The organism is Chenggangzhangella methanolivorans (assembly GCF_042648545.1).
GTDB classification, from domain to species: domain Bacteria; phylum Pseudomonadota; class Alphaproteobacteria; order Rhizobiales; family Methylopilaceae; genus Methylopila; species Methylopila methanolivorans.
In genome coordinates this window covers 1,386,715-1,402,008 of record NZ_JBHRXS010000006.1, presented here as the reverse complement: position 1 = coordinate 1,402,008, position 15,294 = coordinate 1,386,715, and the positions used below count along the sequence as shown (strand labels likewise).

Here is a 15,294-nt window from a genome sequence, read left to right as displayed (position 1 = left end):
GCGTGCTGCCGGCCACCGGTTCGCTGTCGCGGGCTTGTGTCAGAACGGCGTCGCTGACAGACCGCCGATGTGGCGACCGCCACATCGAGGATGCACGCGATGCGTCACCTTCACTCCAGCTCAAGTTCGAGCGCAGCAGATGGAGTGAAAGAAATGAAGACGCTTCTGGTGGCGAGCCTGGTCGTAATCGGCTCGATGGGGGCAGCGCTCGCAGACGACGCTACGATCCCGAACTCCACCAATCAGCACGGTCGCGACCGCGCTGACTTTTACGCCAGTGTTCCCGACTTCGCGACGTTGACGGGCAAGCCGAAGGCCGACGACCAGGCGTTCGAGCAGGTGTCGACCAACACGCACGATCATCGCAGCGTCGTGATCCGCTGACCCGGACGAACTGAGTGAGGCGCTTCGGCCTGGTTCGCCGGCCGGGCCGAAGCTGATCTGGAGACAAGTCAGTGCGCGATAATGAACGCATGTCGCTCAGAATCGTAGCGGTAGCCGCCACCTTGGCCCTATTCGGCTTTCTTTCGATCGCGCGTTCGCAAGCGCATTCGTCAGCCTCAAGAGAGGAAGTAGCTCCAAAGCCTGCATTTAAGCGAATCGGACTGACGCCGCCGTCGTGCGATGACTCCAAACGGGTGGTGCTGAAGACCCTTACCAACGATGCGGCCGTCCGCCACGAGCAATCCGCCCACTGGATCCGTCACAACTTCAAAGGATATCAGATGAAGCCGAAGTGCGCTTTGGTTCAGATTCGGTGAACGCAGGCCTATTTGAAGCAAAACATCTGCAGATGCGAACACGGTGTTCCTAACGCTGACCGCAGTTGTCTTCCAAAGTCACGCACGGACAATTGCAGGCCGATGAATCGCTCCCAGGGGCATTTCGATTCCCCATGGATAAGGCGGGGTCATATCTCGTTCGAACTGCCACACTACGAGCGCCGGCAGGTTGCGGCGATCGTAAGCACGCCCTAGGCGGACAACCAGACTGTTCGGCGCCGCCAGAACGAGATGGATCCTCCGAACCCCGCAGCCTTCGAGCGCAATAGCGGCATCGAGAAACTGCTCGGCGAGCGCGGCCTGCTTCTCAGCCGACCAATGTGCGTTCACATCTCCGTCTTCCAGCGTTAACCGGACAACCGGGAGTTTTGGGAACGCCGATTCAAGATTGCGGTCAAGGACCGGATAGGAGACCGCTACCGCCATCACGGCTTCGGGCGAATCTTTAGGCGAATCCAAACCCTCGACTTCGAACCGCTTTCCGTCGTCGGGGGCGTCCAGAGCCCTCCAACGCTCAGCCGTCCGGTCCCAGTCCATAACGAAGAGTTTTCCTTCATCGTCGATCAGAACACCGGTGAGAAATGTGTATGGCACCGGCGCAAGCCCCCCATACACGACAGTGAAGTCGCCGCGGTCGGCGCCCGCGGCCGCCTGACGGATTTGGTTTGGCAGTGAAATCGCTTCCTCAAGACCTCGTTCGGGATGAGTGATCTCGCCGTCATATATCTGTCTGAAGTCCAAGATCCGCGGTTCGCGCCGACCGAGGATCAGATCGGGAACTGCGTCCGCCAATGCGCGGCCGATTTCGAACCGAAGTCCGCGGGCCTCAAGTACGAGGACGCGCTTTTTGGACAGGAGATCGCGCTCGTGGCGATACCTTGCCCACTCTTGCCAAGGACCCCACGCCAGCAGCCCAAACCCGAATAGAAGCAGAGCCCAGGTCAGAAACGTCGGAGTTCCGCCACCTGTATCGAAGCTGAAGCGCAAAGGACCTTCCAGGGTCGGGAGCTCAAGTCCGATCGCCCAGCCGCTGCAGACGAAGCCTACGATCGCGAGCCCGCACCACATGCCGTAATGCGCGAGCAACCGAGGCCGCACGAGCCAGCCGACATAGGTTCGCAACGCGTCAGCGACGGCGCGCACGAGATAGTCGAACGTCATGCCGACCGCCTCTCTTCTTGATAGCTCGCGGGGGAACTAACAGGGGATCGCGCCAGGGGATAAACAGCTGCGGCGTCGCATGCGGCGACGAACAGCTCCTCCATCGGATGGCGCTGCCCTACGACGACGAGGACAAAGCCGTTCAGGGCATGTCTTGAACGAACCACCGCCTCGGCAATTGATTGCAGGTCTATGCCCGAGGGACTTGGATCGCGCTCCGGATGGGTGTGCCAAGTGCCGATAAAATGAAGTCCGACGCGATGAAATTCGTCGATTTCGTTCTGCTCTGCAGCGCGATCCGGTCGATAGGACCATCGCGTTCTTTGGTCGGTCGGGCGCGGCCCGGTAGCGCGCTCGACCGTGACGAGCTTGTCGGCAAACCGAGCGAAAAGAGAACCTCCGGCTTCGCGCTGCCAAAACCGGAGTTGCCGGTACGTCGCGAAATGGTCGACGACCTCCTGAACGAACATCAAGCGCTGGTCAGAACTTCCGACGACGTATTCGATCATGCCGGTAGGATCTCCGCGCCGAGAGGCGCCGCCCACAGTCGCTTCGTCAGAAACCCTCCTTCCGATCGGCCATCGACAAGGCTTGTCCACTCGTCCGACCATACACCGCCAGCGCCGTCGAGCAGTCGTTCGGCGCATGCCCATATCCTGTGCGTCGAGGCGATGACGCCGCCGAGCAGACAGTCAAGAGCGAGGTCGGCGACCATGCTCGTGATGAAGCCCAGTTCGACGGGTCCGTAAGGTTGAAAGACGGCGCCGCAGGCAGGTTCATGGGCGATAGTCGGCCCGTTTGGCCACGCGGTCACTTCAAGCTTCGGCTTCCCTGTCGAATCGAAGCCATCCCTGAGCCGCTTGCCCTCATGCAGGATCGCGACGGCATGACCCGCGCAGGCGTGGGCTTCAGTCCAGCCATAGACAACCGGCCCCGGACAGACCGCGCCTTGATGCCATTCATCCAGCATGGCTTCCGCAGCCCAGTTGCCGAGCGCGGAGATGACTAGGTCAGCTTCGAGGAGTCGCTCTGGGCGCTCCAAGAGAAGACGCTGAAGGTCCATGACTTCGGCCTCCACGAGGATGTGGGGCAGGTCGCGCCGTATTCGCAGAGCGAGTTCGCGCGCCTTCGGCTTGCCGAGAGACGCCGCGCCGAGAGGATGCCTGCTGAGGTTTGCCGCCTTGAGTCCGTCGTGATCGACGAGGATCAGCTTGCCGACGCCAGCTTGGGCAAGCGTCGTGGCGACGGGGGCGCCGACCGAGCCGCAGCCCAAGAGCACGACGCTTGAGCCGCGCAACGTCGCGAAGCGCGGATCGCGGGCGCGCCCGTGGATCCAGGAAGGATCGGCGCGCTCCACGATGAAGGCCTCGCCTGCCGACCCGCCAAAGTATCGGCGAGCCGCCACGTGGGGTGGGATTCGGCTGGGCCTGAAACCGCGGCCGGCGGCGACTTTAGATCGGGCGACACCGGGCTGGGGGATAAGGAGGCCCGCATATGCGTCGCCCGCGTCGGCGCGCATGCCAAGAACCACCGGCAAGGCGCCCGGCAAGGTCGCCGCCGCGTCGTCGAGGATACTTCTTGCCTCGCGCTGGTCGGAGAGATCGAGCAAATCCGTGCCCGTCTTGGGAAACTGTGACGGCGTTAGGGGCCGACCGATCCAGAGAAGGGCTCCAGCAGCGGTCTTGAGATCTCGCTTTCGCAGATCTCCATAGCAAGCCCGCAGCCAACGATGAATGGCGTCGTCGTCGTCAGCGAGGAGCAGCAAATCTTTTCCCCACCACGCGCGGATTGCGCGGGAACCGCCGTCTGGCTCGAAAAGCCCGAGCACGGCCCGGCCTGCCACTTCCGCGGAGCCAGGCCAATAGGAGAGAAACTCCGCGCGAAACTCGGCATCGCAGCTCTCGGTCACACACCGGCGCACAAGCCCGAACGCCATCTCGAACAGAGCAGCTACGCCACCGATCGGGTCTTCGGACGAGAATGCCGCTTGTTCACTCGTTAGACAGAGGAAGCCATCTCGTTCCACATGTGGCCACACTCCAAACGCCGGGCGGTCAACGAGCAACAGCTTTGCTGGCCGAAATGGAAAGGCAGCGTCGACCACAATGTCGACACGCCTTTCACCGTCCGCGAAGTCAGCAGACACACGCCAGCCGGCGATCGGAGAGCCACGGAAATGGACGAGATCGCCGGCTTCGAGCCGTTGGACGCTTGACGTTCGTTCCACAAGCCACGTCTCGACCGCTGCGATGGCTGACGTCCGTCGATGGTCAAGAGCGTCGGGCACGTCAGGCGTTCCGACCGCCCCCTTCGAGCCTGACAGGCGTTTCTTGAGCCTCAGCCACGTTGCGCACGATGCCTTCGGTAAGGAGGGCGGGCGCCGCGAGGCCAAAGCTCCGGTCACGGGCACGTTCGGCAACCGGACGTCCGACCCCGGAAGCTACGACTTCGGTGATCTGCTGCCGGAGCGACAGGCGGGCGGCCTGCGTAAATTGCTCACGAGCGTGCAAGAGCCACTCGAAGAAGGCCTCGGCCCGTTCCGGATGCGCTTCCCATTTGTCCGCGAAGTTCTCGAGAGGATCGGTTGGATTGGGAATCACATACCTCCCGTCCACGAATTGGATGAAGTGATCCATGCGCGCCAAGATCGCGACCAAGGCCGTGCCGACCGTGAGCTCGCCATTATAGGCATGAGCGGCAAGCGTGGTGAGAATGATGGAAATGGGACGCTCGTCGCCACGACCGACGAACATCATGTCTCGATGGCGCTTGAGGATCATGATCGCCGACTGCAAGGGCGTCTTGATTTTGTAGGTCGGCATGGATTCGACGTCTGCGTAGACGCCGCCAGCCCTGCGGCGTCGCTCGACAGCCACCACGACACGCTCGCGAAACCACTTGCCGTAGCCCTTCGGATTGGAGCGGGGCCAGCCATTCGTGATCTGCTCGTAGTTCGGCGTCTCGTTGTCCGTGATGGCGATCGCCGTGTCAGCCCATCGCTGGTCGAGGCCCCGCGCTTCCAGAAGGACCCTCTGATCTTGGCCGTTCGAGAGGGCGGGGACGGCGTCCAAGTGGAACTGGGCGCCATCGGCATAGTCGAGGGTCCAGCAGCGACGTCTTTCCCGAACCGGCCTCTCCATGCCGTGCGCGCGTGCATAAGCCGTGATCTCGGCGCCAACCGCGCGCTTCAGCGTGGCCTGGCTGACCTGAGATTTCAGAAGACGCCGCAGTTCGACTACGGAATCGACGTCGTATTCTTCGCGCTCGGTGAGCGGCTTGATCGCCGTGCCGTGCCGAAAGGAACCCTGGACGTAAACCTGCGGGTCAAATTTCTTGATGGCCGACGCATCGCGATGCAACCACTCACCGAGTGAGATGTAGCGGGACGTCGCCTGCTCATAGCGGCTCTTGGGAATTTCGAGTTCGGCGACCAAGGCCTCGAGATACTTTTCGGCCTCGGGCGTGATCACCGTCGTCAGCATGTTCATCGCACTTCACCTTTCGCGTCTCAGCGATGGCGGCTCGGCGACACACGTGCGCTTCCGCCTATGACCATAAGGCCGGAGGCCGCGCCTCTGCGGTCTCCGGCAAAATCCGCGTGGAAGCGGAGGATAGTCAGCCTTTCGGCGGGAACGGATCGTTTCCGTGGCTGTCTCGCTCTCTGATCCGGCCGTCACGGCCATGGATCAGAAGCTCGCTGCCCTGATTCCGCGCGATCTCTCGCCCATGCTCGATGGCTTCGCGCTGGGTGTCGTGGACAGACGTCGCGCGCGAGTTTCCTTCGCCACGAACAGCCCATCCCTCATCGTGCGGGACGATGTGCTGGTTCTTACCCGACATGGATTCACCTCCTATCTCGCGGCGTTCGTCGACAGGCCGGTCCGCGACGCCGGCGATCGCCAAGGATTGGCTTTCGTAGGAGTAGGCTCTTCAGGGATTGGCCTCGGACAATTCGGCTAAAAATTTTCGATCCGCGTCCGAGACAGGTCGAATCTCAGCCTATGATTGTGTCTGGGCAGCAGGACGATCGCGTGAGCAAGCCGACATTGACGCCGGACCAGGTACGCGACGCTCTCAATGAGCTGACGACAGCCGACCTTTATCGGATAGCGGGCTACGGAAAGTTCTGCGGAATGCCCGATCGGCGGCAAGCGCTAGATGTGGTCAGCGACGCGATCCGGCAGTCGCTTGTCGGCGAACGGCGGTGCCCCGTCGGCGTACCTATCAAGACGTTCCTGCGGAATGCGATGAGAAGCCTCATATGGGCTGGCCGCAAAAAGGAAAAACTCGATGAGTGCAGCCTCGACGCGATGGTCGAGGACGAGGGGTTCGATCCCGCGTCGACCGGCCGCGACGCGGAGGAACTGCTTATTGCGAAAGAGGAGGTACAGAGCATGTCCAAAGAGCTCGAGCGTCTCTTCGCCGATGACGAAGATGCGCAGTTGGTCCTGATGGGGGAGTTCGATCAGATGTCAGCTGAAGCAATCCGATCGCTGGGCAACTGGGATCTCAAGGAATTCGCGACGATCCGGAAGCGGATCCGCAGGACGACAGGCAGGGCGTTTCCGTACGGTCAGCGGCCATGAGCGCCGCCTCAAAGGACGGAAAAGCGATGTTGAGTTTCGTCGATAGGCGACTGGATGAGATCGACGCTCTTACCGACGAGGAATTGCTCGCGGAAGCTCAGGAGACCGGTGAGGATCCCGAACGGGTCGCACAGGAGCTGCGCGCTTTAATAGAGAGCCTCATTCAAGAGCAGGCGAAGGAACGCTTGAAGTCGGCGCGGGCATCACTGGACCGCAGGCGTGTCGGGATGCCGATCGCATCAGCGACCTTCCTGAGCTTCGAAAGGAAGCAAGCGATCCTTAAAGGCTTCGCAGAAAATGATGGTCGGCTGGGCGAACGACTGACTATGGCGGCTCGAAAGGGCGACGGAGCTTCCGAAAGGGAGGTCGACTCAATCCTGCAGGATCTTCGCGATCTCGGCGCAATCGACGAGGATGGCAATCCGCGGTGAGCTTCCCGACGCCGGCGGAGCGACTACTGATCGAACTTGGCATCGAAGCGCCGCGAGAGATCGATCTCGAAGCGATCGCCTGGGATGCGGGCGCTGAAGTCCGCTTCGCTTCGCTCGACAGCTGCGAAGCGCGAATCATCGGATACGGTAACCGCGCCATCATCACGGTCGAAGAAAGCTCGATCCCGACGCGGAAGCGCTTCTCGATCGGACACGAGCTTGGACACTGGAAATATCACCGCGGCCGGTCCTTCGTATGCCGAAAGGATGACATTGGCGCCAGGCGCATGCGCGACGCCAATGACCCGGAACGCATCGCCGACGCTTATTCGGCCGACCTGCTGATGCCGACGTTCCTCCTTGCGCCATTGGCGCGCAAAACGCGGCGTTTCACATTTGAAGCGGTCGACGAACTGCGGGAGCAATTCCAAGTAAGCCGCGAGGCGATGACCAGCCGACTGATCGACATCGAACCCGAACCCGCCGTCGTCATCCGTCATTCCCAACAAGGACGGGTTCGATTTCGGCGTACTCGAAGCGTGCCGGAGCGATGGTTCCCGCGGGATGACGTCGATGCAGAATCAAACGCCATGGAGGTGCTCTTCGGCGGCGAAGAGAGATCGCGGCGTCAGCTCATTGGGGCCGATGCATGGTTTTTCGAGCGCGCCGGCATTGGAGACCTTGAGGTCTACGAGCAGTCGCAAAAGCTCAGCAACGGCGACATCCTGACGATCGTGACGTTCAAATCGGCGAGCATGCTCCGAGATTGATAGACCGGAAAGAGCCCGGCTGAGCTCTTCGACCGCGCTGTCGCGACGGGCTTATGGGCTAAGTGCGTCGCACAATTGCACTAAACGACGCTGTTATGGGCGAAGGCTCACGGGATCGGCCGCTAAGGCGAAGGCTCGCCGCAAAGCTGTCGCATTCCGACAACAGTGTGGTACAGCTGCATCAGCGGCAGGCCGCGACTCGGGGTGGGGAACCGTCGCGCGCTCGGGTCATGAGCCTGCGGTCGTGAACTCCCCAGCGCGTTTCGGGTCAGCCTTTGTCTGTCGAAAGTCCGCTCCAGACCCCTGAAGCCTCGACGACGCGCGAACGGCGCGGGCCCGGCGTCGTTGGTCCGCTCGCCGTGTTCGCGGCGCTGCTGTCGGCGCTCGTCACCTTCATGATCCTGACCGGCCGGGCCGACATCGAGCCCACCGAGGAGACGAGCCGCATCGCCGTGCTGGTGAACGCCGGTTTCGTCGCGCTGCTCGTCGTCATCATCGCCTGGGAGATCCGCGGCTTCGTGATGTCGCGCTGGCGCGCGCAGGCGGGCTCGCAGCTTCACGGCCGGCTGGTCGCGATGTTCTCGGTGGTGGCGGTCGCGCCGGCGGCGCTGCTCGCGGTGTTCGCGCTGGTCACGATCGACAAGGGCTTCGACAGCTTCTTCTCGACCCGCGTGCGCGAAATCGTCGACAACTCGCTCGTCGTCGCGCGCGCCTATCTCAACGAGCACGCCCGCTCGATCCGCGGCGAGATCCTCGCCATGGCCAATGACGTGAACCGCGCGCGCCCGCTGTTCGACAGGGACCGGACCCGCTTCGCCGAGTTCTTCACCGCGCAGGCGACGATCCGCGGCCTGCCCGAGGCGCAACTCATCAACCCTACCGACATGTCGGTGGTGGAGCGCGCGAAGATCCAGATCGGCCGCGACTTCCCGAAGCCCCCGGCGCCCGACATCCAGAGCGCCGAGACCGCCGAGCCGATCCTGCTCGCGCCGGGCAAGCAGAACGCCATCGGCGCGATCCTGAAGCTGTCGGGCTATGACGACCTCGTGCTGTTCGTCGCGCGCCCCGTCGATCCTCGCGCCAACAGCTACATGCGGCTCGTGGAGCAGGGGTCGGAGGAATACAACGCCCTGACGCTGCGGCGGCCGCGCATTCAGGCGACCTTCGCGCTGCTCTACGTGCTGCTGTCGCTGTCGCTGCTGCTCGCCGCCATCTGGCTCGGCCTCGCCTTCGCCAACCGCCTCGTCGCGCCGATCCGGCGCCTCATCACCGCCGCCGACCAGGTCAGCCAGGGCGACCTCTATGTCCAGGTGCCGATCTCGCGGAAGCAGGAAGGCGATCTCGGGGCGCTCGGCGAGACCTTCAACAAGATGACGGCGGAGCTCCGCACCCAGCGCAACAAGCTGGTGGAGGCCGCAGAGCAGATGGACAGCCGCCGCCGCTTCACCGAGGCGATGCTGGCGGGCGTCTCGGCCGGCGTCATCGGCATCGACTTCTCGGGCTGCGTCACGCTGATGAACCGCTCGGCCGAACGCCTCATCGGCGAGCCGGAGGAGACGCTGCTCGGCCGTCCGCTGCGCGAGGCCGCCCCCGAATTCGCGCCGCTGATCGACGCCGCGCTCGGGCGGTCGCAGCGGCTGGTGCAGGGGCAGATCACGATCCTGAGGGGAGGTCGCGAGCGCAACCTCAACGTCCGCTTCACGACCGAGACCTCGGCCGCCGACGAGCACGGCTACGTCGTGACGCTCGACGACATCACCGAGCTCGTCTCGGCGCAGCGCACCTCCGCCTGGGCCGACGTCGCGCGCCGCATCGCGCACGAGATCAAGAATCCGCTCACCCCGATCCAGCTCTCGGCGGAGCGCATCCGGCGCAAATACGGCAAGGTCATCGTCGAGGAGCGGGACATCTTCGACCAGTGCACCGACACGATCATCCGCCAGGTCGACGACATCAAACGGATGGTGGACGAGTTCTCGTCCTTCGCCCGCATGCCCAAGCCTACGATCGAGGAGGAGAACCTCGCCGAGATCGTGAAGCAGGGCGTGTTCATGATGCGCGTCGGCTATCCGGACATCGTCATCGAGGCGACGGGCGTCGACAAGCCGGTGGCGGCGCGCTTCGACCGCCGCCTCATCAGCCAGGCGGTCACCAACATCGTCAAGAACGCGACCGAGTCGGTCGCCGCCGTCCCCGAGAACACGCCAGGCGTCGGCCGCATCGACGTCTCCGTGCGCCGCGAGGGCGACATTGCGGTGATCGAGGTGGTGGACAACGGCACGGGACTTCCGACCGAGAACCGACAACGGCTTCTCGAGCCCTATATGACGACCCGCGAGAAGGGCACGGGGCTCGGCCTCGCCATCGTTGGGAAGATCATGGAGGAGCACGGCGGCGGCGTCGAACTGCTCGATTCCCCGGCCGTCGCGGACGGCGGCCGCGGCGCGATGGTTCGGCTCTGGTTCCTGGCCCGCAGTCCGACCGAGACCGCCGTGGTTCCCGCCGACGCCCAGCCCGCCGCCTGATTTCGACGTCTTTCATTTCGGAGCTATTTGGACTTCACATGGCCACCGACATTCTCATCGTCGACGACGAAGCCGACATCCGGGAGCTCGTCGCCGGTATCCTGCAGGACGAGGGCCACGGCGCCCGCACGGCCCGCAATTCCGACGAGGCGCTGGCCGAGATCGCCAAGCGGCGCCCGCACCTCGTGTTCCTCGACATCTGGATGCAGGGCTCGAAGCTCGACGGCCTCGAGCTGCTCGACGTCGTCCACCGCGACCATCCCGAGATCCCGATCGTGATGATTTCGGGCCACGGCAACATCGAGACGGCCGTCTCGGCCATCAAGAACGGCGCCTACGACTTCATCGAAAAGCCCTTCAAGGCCGACCGCCTGGTGCTGATCGCGCAGCGGGCGCTGGAGAGCTACCAGCTGAAGCGCGAGATCAAAGATCTGAAGCGCGGCTCGGGCGTCACCACGAGCTTCGTGGGCAAGTCGACGGTCATGAATCAGCTGCGCGGCGCGCTCGACCGCGTCGCGCCGACCAACAGCCGCATCCTGATCGCGGGACCCTCGGGCTCGGGCAAGGAGCTCGCGGCGCGCGTCATCCACTTGAAGTCGTCGAGGGCCAAGGGCCCGTTCGTCCTCATCAACGCCGCCGCCATCACGCCGGAGCGGATGGAGGAAGAGCTGTTCGGCGTCGAGGGCGTGGAGAACGGCGGCTCGCGCAAGGTGGGGGCGCTCGAGGAGGCGCATGGCGGCACGCTCTTCATCGACGAAGTCGCCGACATGCCGCGCGAGACGCAGAACCGCATCCTGCGGGTTCTCGTCGAGCAGACCTTCACCCGCGTCGGCGGGACCACGAGGGTCCAGGTCGACGTCCGCATCATCTCGTCCTCGGCGCGCAATCTCGAGGAGGAGATCGCGCAGGGACGCTTCCGCGAGGACCTGTTCCACCGCCTCGCGGTGGTTCCGGTGCGCGTGCCGGCGCTCTCCGAGCGGCGCGAGGACATTCCGGAGCTGATCGACCACTTCCTCGACCAGATCTCCGGCGCGACCGGCCTCGCCAAGCGCACCATCGGCGAGGACGCGATGGCGGTGCTCCAGTCGCACGACTGGCCCGGAAACGTCCGGCAGCTTCGCAACAACGTCGAGCGCCTGATGATCCTGGCCGGCGGCGACCCGGACGCGGTGGTGACGGCGAGCATGCTGCCTTCGGAAATCGGCACCATGGTTCCGCCGACGCCGACGGGCGCGGGCGGCGAGCAACTGATGGGCCTGGCGCTCCGCGACGCCCGCGAGATCTTCGAGCGCCAGTATCTGCTCGCGCAGATCAGCCGCTTCGGCGGCAACATCTCACGCACCGCCGAGTTCATCGGCATGGAGCGCTCGGCGCTGCACCGGAAGCTGAAGGCGCTCGGCATCGGGTGAGGCATGCGTGATCCCGGACGTCGCATTGCGTCGATCCGGGATCGTCATCGCGAAGAAGCGCCTTTAACTCAGGACGATCCCGGCTCTGCGCTCCGCGTCGGCCGGGATGATGGCTGACTCAACGGAAATCCCATGTCCCGCATCGCCTATGTCAATGGCCGTTACGTCCCTCACGCCGAGGCTTCGGTCCACATCGAGGATCGGGGCTATCAGTTCGCCGACGGCGTCTACGAGGTCTGCGAGGTCATGGGCGGGCGGCTCATCGACGAGCCGCGGCACCTCGCGCGCCTCTGGCGCTCGCTGGACGAACTCAGGATCCGCCATCCGATGAGCGAGGCGGCGCTGAAGGTGGTGTTGCGCGAGACCGTGCGCCGCAACCGGGTGCGGGAGGGCATCGTCTATCTCCAGGTGACCCGCGGCGTCGCCCGGCGCGACCATTATTTTCCCGCCGCGACCGTCGCGCCGGCGGTCGTCGTCACGTCGCGCTCGTTCGACCGGGCGAAGAACGACGTCGGCGCGGAGGCGGGCGTGAAAGTGATCACGGTCCCGGAGAACCGCTGGCCGCGCGTCGACATCAAGTCTGTCGGCCTGCTTCCGAACGTGCTGGTCAAGCAGCAGGCCAAGGAGGCCGGCGCGAAGGAGGCCTGGTATGTGGACGCCGACGGCCATGTCACCGAAGGCGGCTCGACCAACGCCTGGATCGTGAGCGCCGACGGCGTGTTGATCACCCGCCCGGCCGAAAGCGGCATCCTGCGCGGCATCACCCGATCGACGGTCGCCGACATGGCGCGCGATCTTCAGATCCGCGTCGAGGAGCGGCCCTTCACGGTCGCCGAGGCCAAGGCTGCCAAGGAAGCTTTCATGACCGCCGCGACCGCGATCGTGACGCCGATCGTCGCGATCGACGGCGCGCCGGTGGGCGACGGCCGGCCGGGCAAGGTCGCGCTCGAATTGAGACGCCGCTATCACGAATTCGCCCATCGCGGTGAAGCGTAACGAAAAACGCCGCCTTGGACGGTTCGTCCTACCACCAAAGTCTTGCGGAACGCCGCCCTGACGGCCTTAATAAGGGGGACGCCGCTTCGTGAAGTCGGCGTCGGCGCTGCGGGCGGGCGGCGGACGGGGGCCAAAAATCCTTCGGACGATCTCCATGACGCCTGCGACGGCCGACGCCAGCGGACGGCGAGCGACTGCGCAAACGAAAGAACAAGAAGATGGCCGCTGAGCGCGCACAGAACCTTCAAGACACCTTTCTCAACAATGTCCGCAAGAACAAGGTCCCGCTGACGATCTTCCTGGTGAACGGCGTCAAGCTGCAGGGCGTGGTCACCTGGTTCGACAATTTCTGCGTGTTGCTGCGCCGCGACGGGCACTCGCAACTCGTGTACAAGCACGCCATATCGACGGTGATGCCGGGACACCCGATCCAGCTCTTCGAGCCCGAAGAGGCGGAAGGGGACATCGTCCCGTCGCGCGGCGGGCGGTGACGACGCGGCCGACCGTCGTCTTGTGACGCGTCGCATGGGTTGAACGTTTGGAAGATACCGGTTCTTCGGCGGCGGAAGCTCGCCGCCCGACGGCGCGCACCCGCGCGATGGTGATCACGCCGTTGCTCGGCAGGGCGCCGTCCACGAGCGCGCGCACGCCCGAGGCGCGCCTCGAGGAGGCGGTCGGCCTCGCCGACGCCATCGAGCTCGACGTGGTCGCGAGCCGGCTGGTGACGCTCTCCGAAATCCGGCCCGCCACCTATCTGGGCAAGGGCAAGGTCGCGGAGTTCGCCGACATCGCGAAGGCCGAGGGCGTGGAGCTCGTGGTGATGGACACCGCGCTCTCGCCGGTCCAGCAGCGCAATCTCGAGAAGGAGCTCGGGGCCAAGGTGCTGGATCGCACCGGCCTCATCCTCGAGATCTTCGGCCGCCGCGCCCGCACCAAGGAAGGCGTGCTGCAGGTCGAGCACGCGCATCTCACCTGGCAGAAGAGCCGGCTCGTCCGATCCTGGACCCATCTCGAGCGCCAGCGCGGCGGCTTCGGCTTCCTCGGCGGCCCGGGCGAAACCCAGATCGAGGCCGATCGCCGCGTCATCGGCGAGCGCATCCTCAAGATCGAGCGCGAGCTCGAGCAGGTGAAACGCACCCGCGGCCTCCACCGCGCGGGGCGCAAGCGCGTGCCGTACCCGGTGGTCGCGCTCGTCGGCTACACCAACGCCGGCAAGTCGACGCTGTTCAACCGCCTGACGCGCGCCGACGTCACCGCCGCCGACATGCTGTTTGCGACGCTCGACCCGACGCTGCGCCAGATCCGCCTGCCGCATGGCGCGCCCGCGATCCTGTCGGACACTGTGGGCTTCATCTCCGAACTGCCCACGCAGCTCATCGCCGCCTTCCGGGCGACGCTCGAGGAGGTGCTGGAGGCCGACGTCATCCTCCACGTCCGCGACGTCTCCCACGACGACACGGAAGCGCAGGGCGAGGACGTCGTGTCGGTGCTGAAGGATCTCGGCGTCGATCCCGAGACGGACCCGCGGCTGATCGAGGTCTGGAACAAGATCGACGCGCTCGGAGAGGACGCCAAGGCCCATCTCGCCGCCACCGCCGCCCGGCGCGAGGAACTGAACCGGCCTGCGCTCGTCTCGGCGCTGACGGGCGAAGGCGAGGGCGCGCTGCTCGCCGCGATCGAGGAGCGGATCTCCACCGGCCGCGAGACCTATGTGGTGAGCGTCGCAGCCGCCGACGGCGCGAGCGAGAACTGGCTGCGGCGCCAGGGCGACGTGATGGCGCGCGACGTCGACGAGGACGGGGCTGTGCGCTTCGTGCTCCGCCTCGAGGCCGGACGGGTCGAGGGACTGCTCCGCCGCTTCCCCGCGGCCGCGCCCTATGGCGAGAACGCCGCCGAGCGTCGCAGCGCCTGAGCCCAGGCGGACACGAGCCGCCTCCGCTCCCGACTTTGTATCAAAACGTATCGCGGGACCGGTTTCGCGACATCTCGCGACAGTCGCGTCGCGAGGCTGACAAAGACGTGCGACAGCCTCCGCATAGAACTGTTCTACCTTGAAGTCGGGGGAAGCTCCCCCGTCCGCCATAGCCTGGCGTCGTCGCCGCCGCGTCGTTGGACGCGCGGCCGACGCCGGGATCCAAGCTGAGACCCCAGGGAGATGTCCATGGTTCGGCTCAACGTGAATGGTCAGGTCCGCGAGATTGAAGCGGATCCCGGCACCCCGCTCCTCTGGGCGCTCCGCGAGCAGCTCGGGCTCACCGGCACCAAATATGGCTGCGGCGTCGCGCAATGCGGGGCCTGCACGGTGCACATCGACGGCGCGGCGGTGCGCGCCTGCGTCATGCCGCTCGCTTCGGTGAAGGAAGAGCAGAAGATCGTCACCATCGAGGGGCTGGCCAACGGCAAGCCGCATCCTGTGCAGAAGGCCTGGGTCGATCTCGACGTCCCGCAATGCGGCTTCTGCCAGTCGGGCATGATCATGGCGGCGGCGGCGCTCCTGAAGGAGAACCCGAACCCGACCGACGAAGACATCCGCTCCGAGATCACCAACATCTGCCGCTGCGGCACCTACAACCGCGTTCTCGCCGGCATCAAGAAGGCCGCCGTCGAAGGCGGCGCGGGTTGAGGGAGGCGGTC

15 protein-coding genes are annotated in these 15,294 nt (G+C 64.8%); 10 read left to right on the top strand and 5 right to left on the bottom strand.

Features of this window, described 5'->3' with window-relative positions:
- Nucleotides 1-153: 153 nt before the first annotated feature.
- On the top strand, nucleotides 154-384 hold the full coding sequence (locus ACFOWB_RS18145) for a hypothetical protein (RefSeq protein ID WP_261403522.1): 231 nt from the start codon (nucleotides 154-156) through the stop codon (nucleotides 382-384).
- Nucleotides 385-839: 455 nt separating this feature from the next.
- Here ACFOWB_RS18145 and ACFOWB_RS18140 read toward each other — a convergent pair whose 3' ends face one another.
- The 5 genes from ACFOWB_RS18140 to ACFOWB_RS18120 all read right to left on the bottom strand — a co-directional run bounded on the left by ACFOWB_RS18140 (nucleotide 840) and on the right by ACFOWB_RS18120 (nucleotide 5,783).
- Nucleotides 840-1,943, bottom strand: a complete 1,104-nt coding sequence (locus ACFOWB_RS18140) for an SAVED domain-containing protein (protein WP_378148666.1) — start codon at nucleotides 1,941-1,943, stop codon at nucleotides 840-842.
- On the bottom strand, nucleotides 1,940-2,452 hold the full coding sequence (locus tag ACFOWB_RS18135; RefSeq protein ID WP_261403519.1) for a Mov34/MPN/PAD-1 family protein: 513 nt from the start codon (nucleotides 2,450-2,452) through the stop codon (nucleotides 1,940-1,942). The genes ACFOWB_RS18140 and ACFOWB_RS18135 overlap by 4 nt, the downstream gene beginning before the upstream one ends.
- The gene (locus tag ACFOWB_RS18130; RefSeq protein WP_378148663.1) at nucleotides 2,449-4,230 is read right to left on the bottom strand and encodes a ThiF family adenylyltransferase; all 1,782 of its coding nucleotides are present in this window, start codon (nucleotides 4,228-4,230) and stop codon (nucleotides 2,449-2,451) included. The genes ACFOWB_RS18135 and ACFOWB_RS18130 overlap by 4 nt, the downstream gene beginning before the upstream one ends.
- A gap of 1 nt (nucleotide 4,231) precedes the next feature.
- Nucleotides 4,232-5,431 carry a nucleotidyltransferase domain-containing protein gene (locus ACFOWB_RS18125; protein WP_378148661.1) on the bottom strand — a complete coding sequence of 400 codons (1,200 nt, stop codon included), beginning with the start codon at nucleotides 5,429-5,431 and terminating at the stop codon, nucleotides 4,232-4,234.
- A gap of 127 nt (nucleotides 5,432-5,558) precedes the next feature.
- Nucleotides 5,559-5,783: a DUF2188 domain-containing protein gene (locus ACFOWB_RS18120; protein WP_261405871.1), complete on the bottom strand. Its 225-nt coding sequence runs from the start codon at nucleotides 5,781-5,783 to the stop codon at nucleotides 5,559-5,561.
- A gap of 191 nt (nucleotides 5,784-5,974) precedes the next feature.
- Here ACFOWB_RS18120 and ACFOWB_RS18115 point away from each other — a divergent pair, with 191 nt between their 5' ends.
- The 9 genes from ACFOWB_RS18115 (at nucleotide 5,975) to ACFOWB_RS18075 (ending at nucleotide 15,283) form a co-directional block, all read left to right on the top strand.
- Nucleotides 5,975-6,529 (top strand): hypothetical protein, encoded by a 555-nt coding sequence (locus ACFOWB_RS18115; RefSeq protein ID WP_378148659.1) that lies wholly within the window; start codon nucleotides 5,975-5,977, stop codon nucleotides 6,527-6,529.
- Entirely contained in the window at nucleotides 6,526-6,960 is a 435-nt protein-coding gene (locus ACFOWB_RS18110; RefSeq protein WP_261403514.1) for a hypothetical protein, read from the top strand. The genes ACFOWB_RS18115 and ACFOWB_RS18110 overlap by 4 nt, the downstream gene beginning before the upstream one ends.
- The gene (locus tag ACFOWB_RS18105) at nucleotides 6,957-7,730 is read left to right on the top strand and encodes an ImmA/IrrE family metallo-endopeptidase (protein WP_261403513.1); all 774 of its coding nucleotides are present in this window, start codon (nucleotides 6,957-6,959) and stop codon (nucleotides 7,728-7,730) included. Before ACFOWB_RS18110 ends, ACFOWB_RS18105 begins: the two co-directional genes overlap by 4 nt.
- A gap of 275 nt (nucleotides 7,731-8,005) precedes the next feature.
- Nucleotides 8,006-10,255, top strand: coding sequence for a sensor histidine kinase NtrY-like (locus tag ACFOWB_RS18100; protein ID WP_378148656.1), 2,250 nt, complete (start codon nucleotides 8,006-8,008; stop codon nucleotides 10,253-10,255).
- Nucleotides 10,256-10,293: 38 nt separating this feature from the next.
- On the top strand, nucleotides 10,294-11,664 hold the full coding sequence (gene ntrX / locus ACFOWB_RS18095) for a nitrogen assimilation response regulator NtrX (protein WP_261403511.1): 1,371 nt from the start codon (nucleotides 10,294-10,296) through the stop codon (nucleotides 11,662-11,664).
- A 132-nt stretch (nucleotides 11,665-11,796) separates the two neighbouring features.
- Nucleotides 11,797-12,660 (top strand): D-amino-acid transaminase, encoded by an 864-nt coding sequence (locus ACFOWB_RS18090; protein WP_261403510.1) that lies wholly within the window; start codon nucleotides 11,797-11,799, stop codon nucleotides 12,658-12,660.
- Between the two features lie 218 nt (nucleotides 12,661-12,878).
- Nucleotides 12,879-13,151 (top strand): RNA chaperone Hfq, encoded by a 273-nt coding sequence (gene hfq / locus ACFOWB_RS18085; RefSeq protein ID WP_261403509.1) that lies wholly within the window; start codon nucleotides 12,879-12,881, stop codon nucleotides 13,149-13,151.
- 107 nt (nucleotides 13,152-13,258) lie between these two features.
- Nucleotides 13,259-14,572 carry a GTPase HflX gene (gene hflX, locus ACFOWB_RS18080; RefSeq protein ID WP_261403508.1) on the top strand — a complete coding sequence of 438 codons (1,314 nt, stop codon included), beginning with the start codon at nucleotides 13,259-13,261 and terminating at the stop codon, nucleotides 14,570-14,572.
- Nucleotides 14,573-14,821: 249 nt separating this feature from the next.
- Entirely contained in the window at nucleotides 14,822-15,283 is a 462-nt protein-coding gene (locus ACFOWB_RS18075; RefSeq protein ID WP_261403507.1) for a (2Fe-2S)-binding protein, read from the top strand.
- Nucleotides 15,284-15,294 lie beyond the last annotated feature (11 nt).

Bases quoted from the DNA above. Each gene is read 5' to 3' on its own strand.
- ACFOWB_RS18145 (WP_261403522.1), top strand. From the start codon at position 154: ATGAAGACGCTTCTGGTGGCGAGCCTGGTCGTAATCGGCTCGATGGGG.
- ACFOWB_RS18140 (WP_378148666.1), bottom strand. From the start codon at position 1,943: ATGACGTTCGACTATCTCGTGCGCGCCGTCGCTGACGCGTTGCGAACC.
- ACFOWB_RS18135 (WP_261403519.1), bottom strand. From the start codon at position 2,452: ATGATCGAATACGTCGTCGGAAGTTCTGACCAGCGCTTGATGTTCGTT.
- ACFOWB_RS18125 (WP_378148661.1), bottom strand. From the start codon at position 5,431: ATGAACATGCTGACGACGGTGATCACGCCCGAGGCCGAAAAGTATCTC.
- ACFOWB_RS18120 (WP_261405871.1), bottom strand. From the start codon at position 5,783: ATGTCGGGTAAGAACCAGCACATCGTCCCGCACGATGAGGGATGGGCT.
- ACFOWB_RS18110 (WP_261403514.1), top strand. From the start codon at position 6,526: ATGAGCGCCGCCTCAAAGGACGGAAAAGCGATGTTGAGTTTCGTCGAT.
- ntrX (WP_261403511.1), top strand. From the start codon at position 10,294: ATGGCCACCGACATTCTCATCGTCGACGACGAAGCCGACATCCGGGAG.
- ACFOWB_RS18090 (WP_261403510.1), top strand. From the start codon at position 11,797: ATGTCCCGCATCGCCTATGTCAATGGCCGTTACGTCCCTCACGCCGAG.
- hfq (WP_261403509.1), top strand. From the start codon at position 12,879: ATGGCCGCTGAGCGCGCACAGAACCTTCAAGACACCTTTCTCAACAAT.
- hflX (WP_261403508.1), top strand. From the start codon at position 13,259: ATGGTGATCACGCCGTTGCTCGGCAGGGCGCCGTCCACGAGCGCGCGC.
- ACFOWB_RS18075 (WP_261403507.1), top strand. From the start codon at position 14,822: ATGGTTCGGCTCAACGTGAATGGTCAGGTCCGCGAGATTGAAGCGGAT.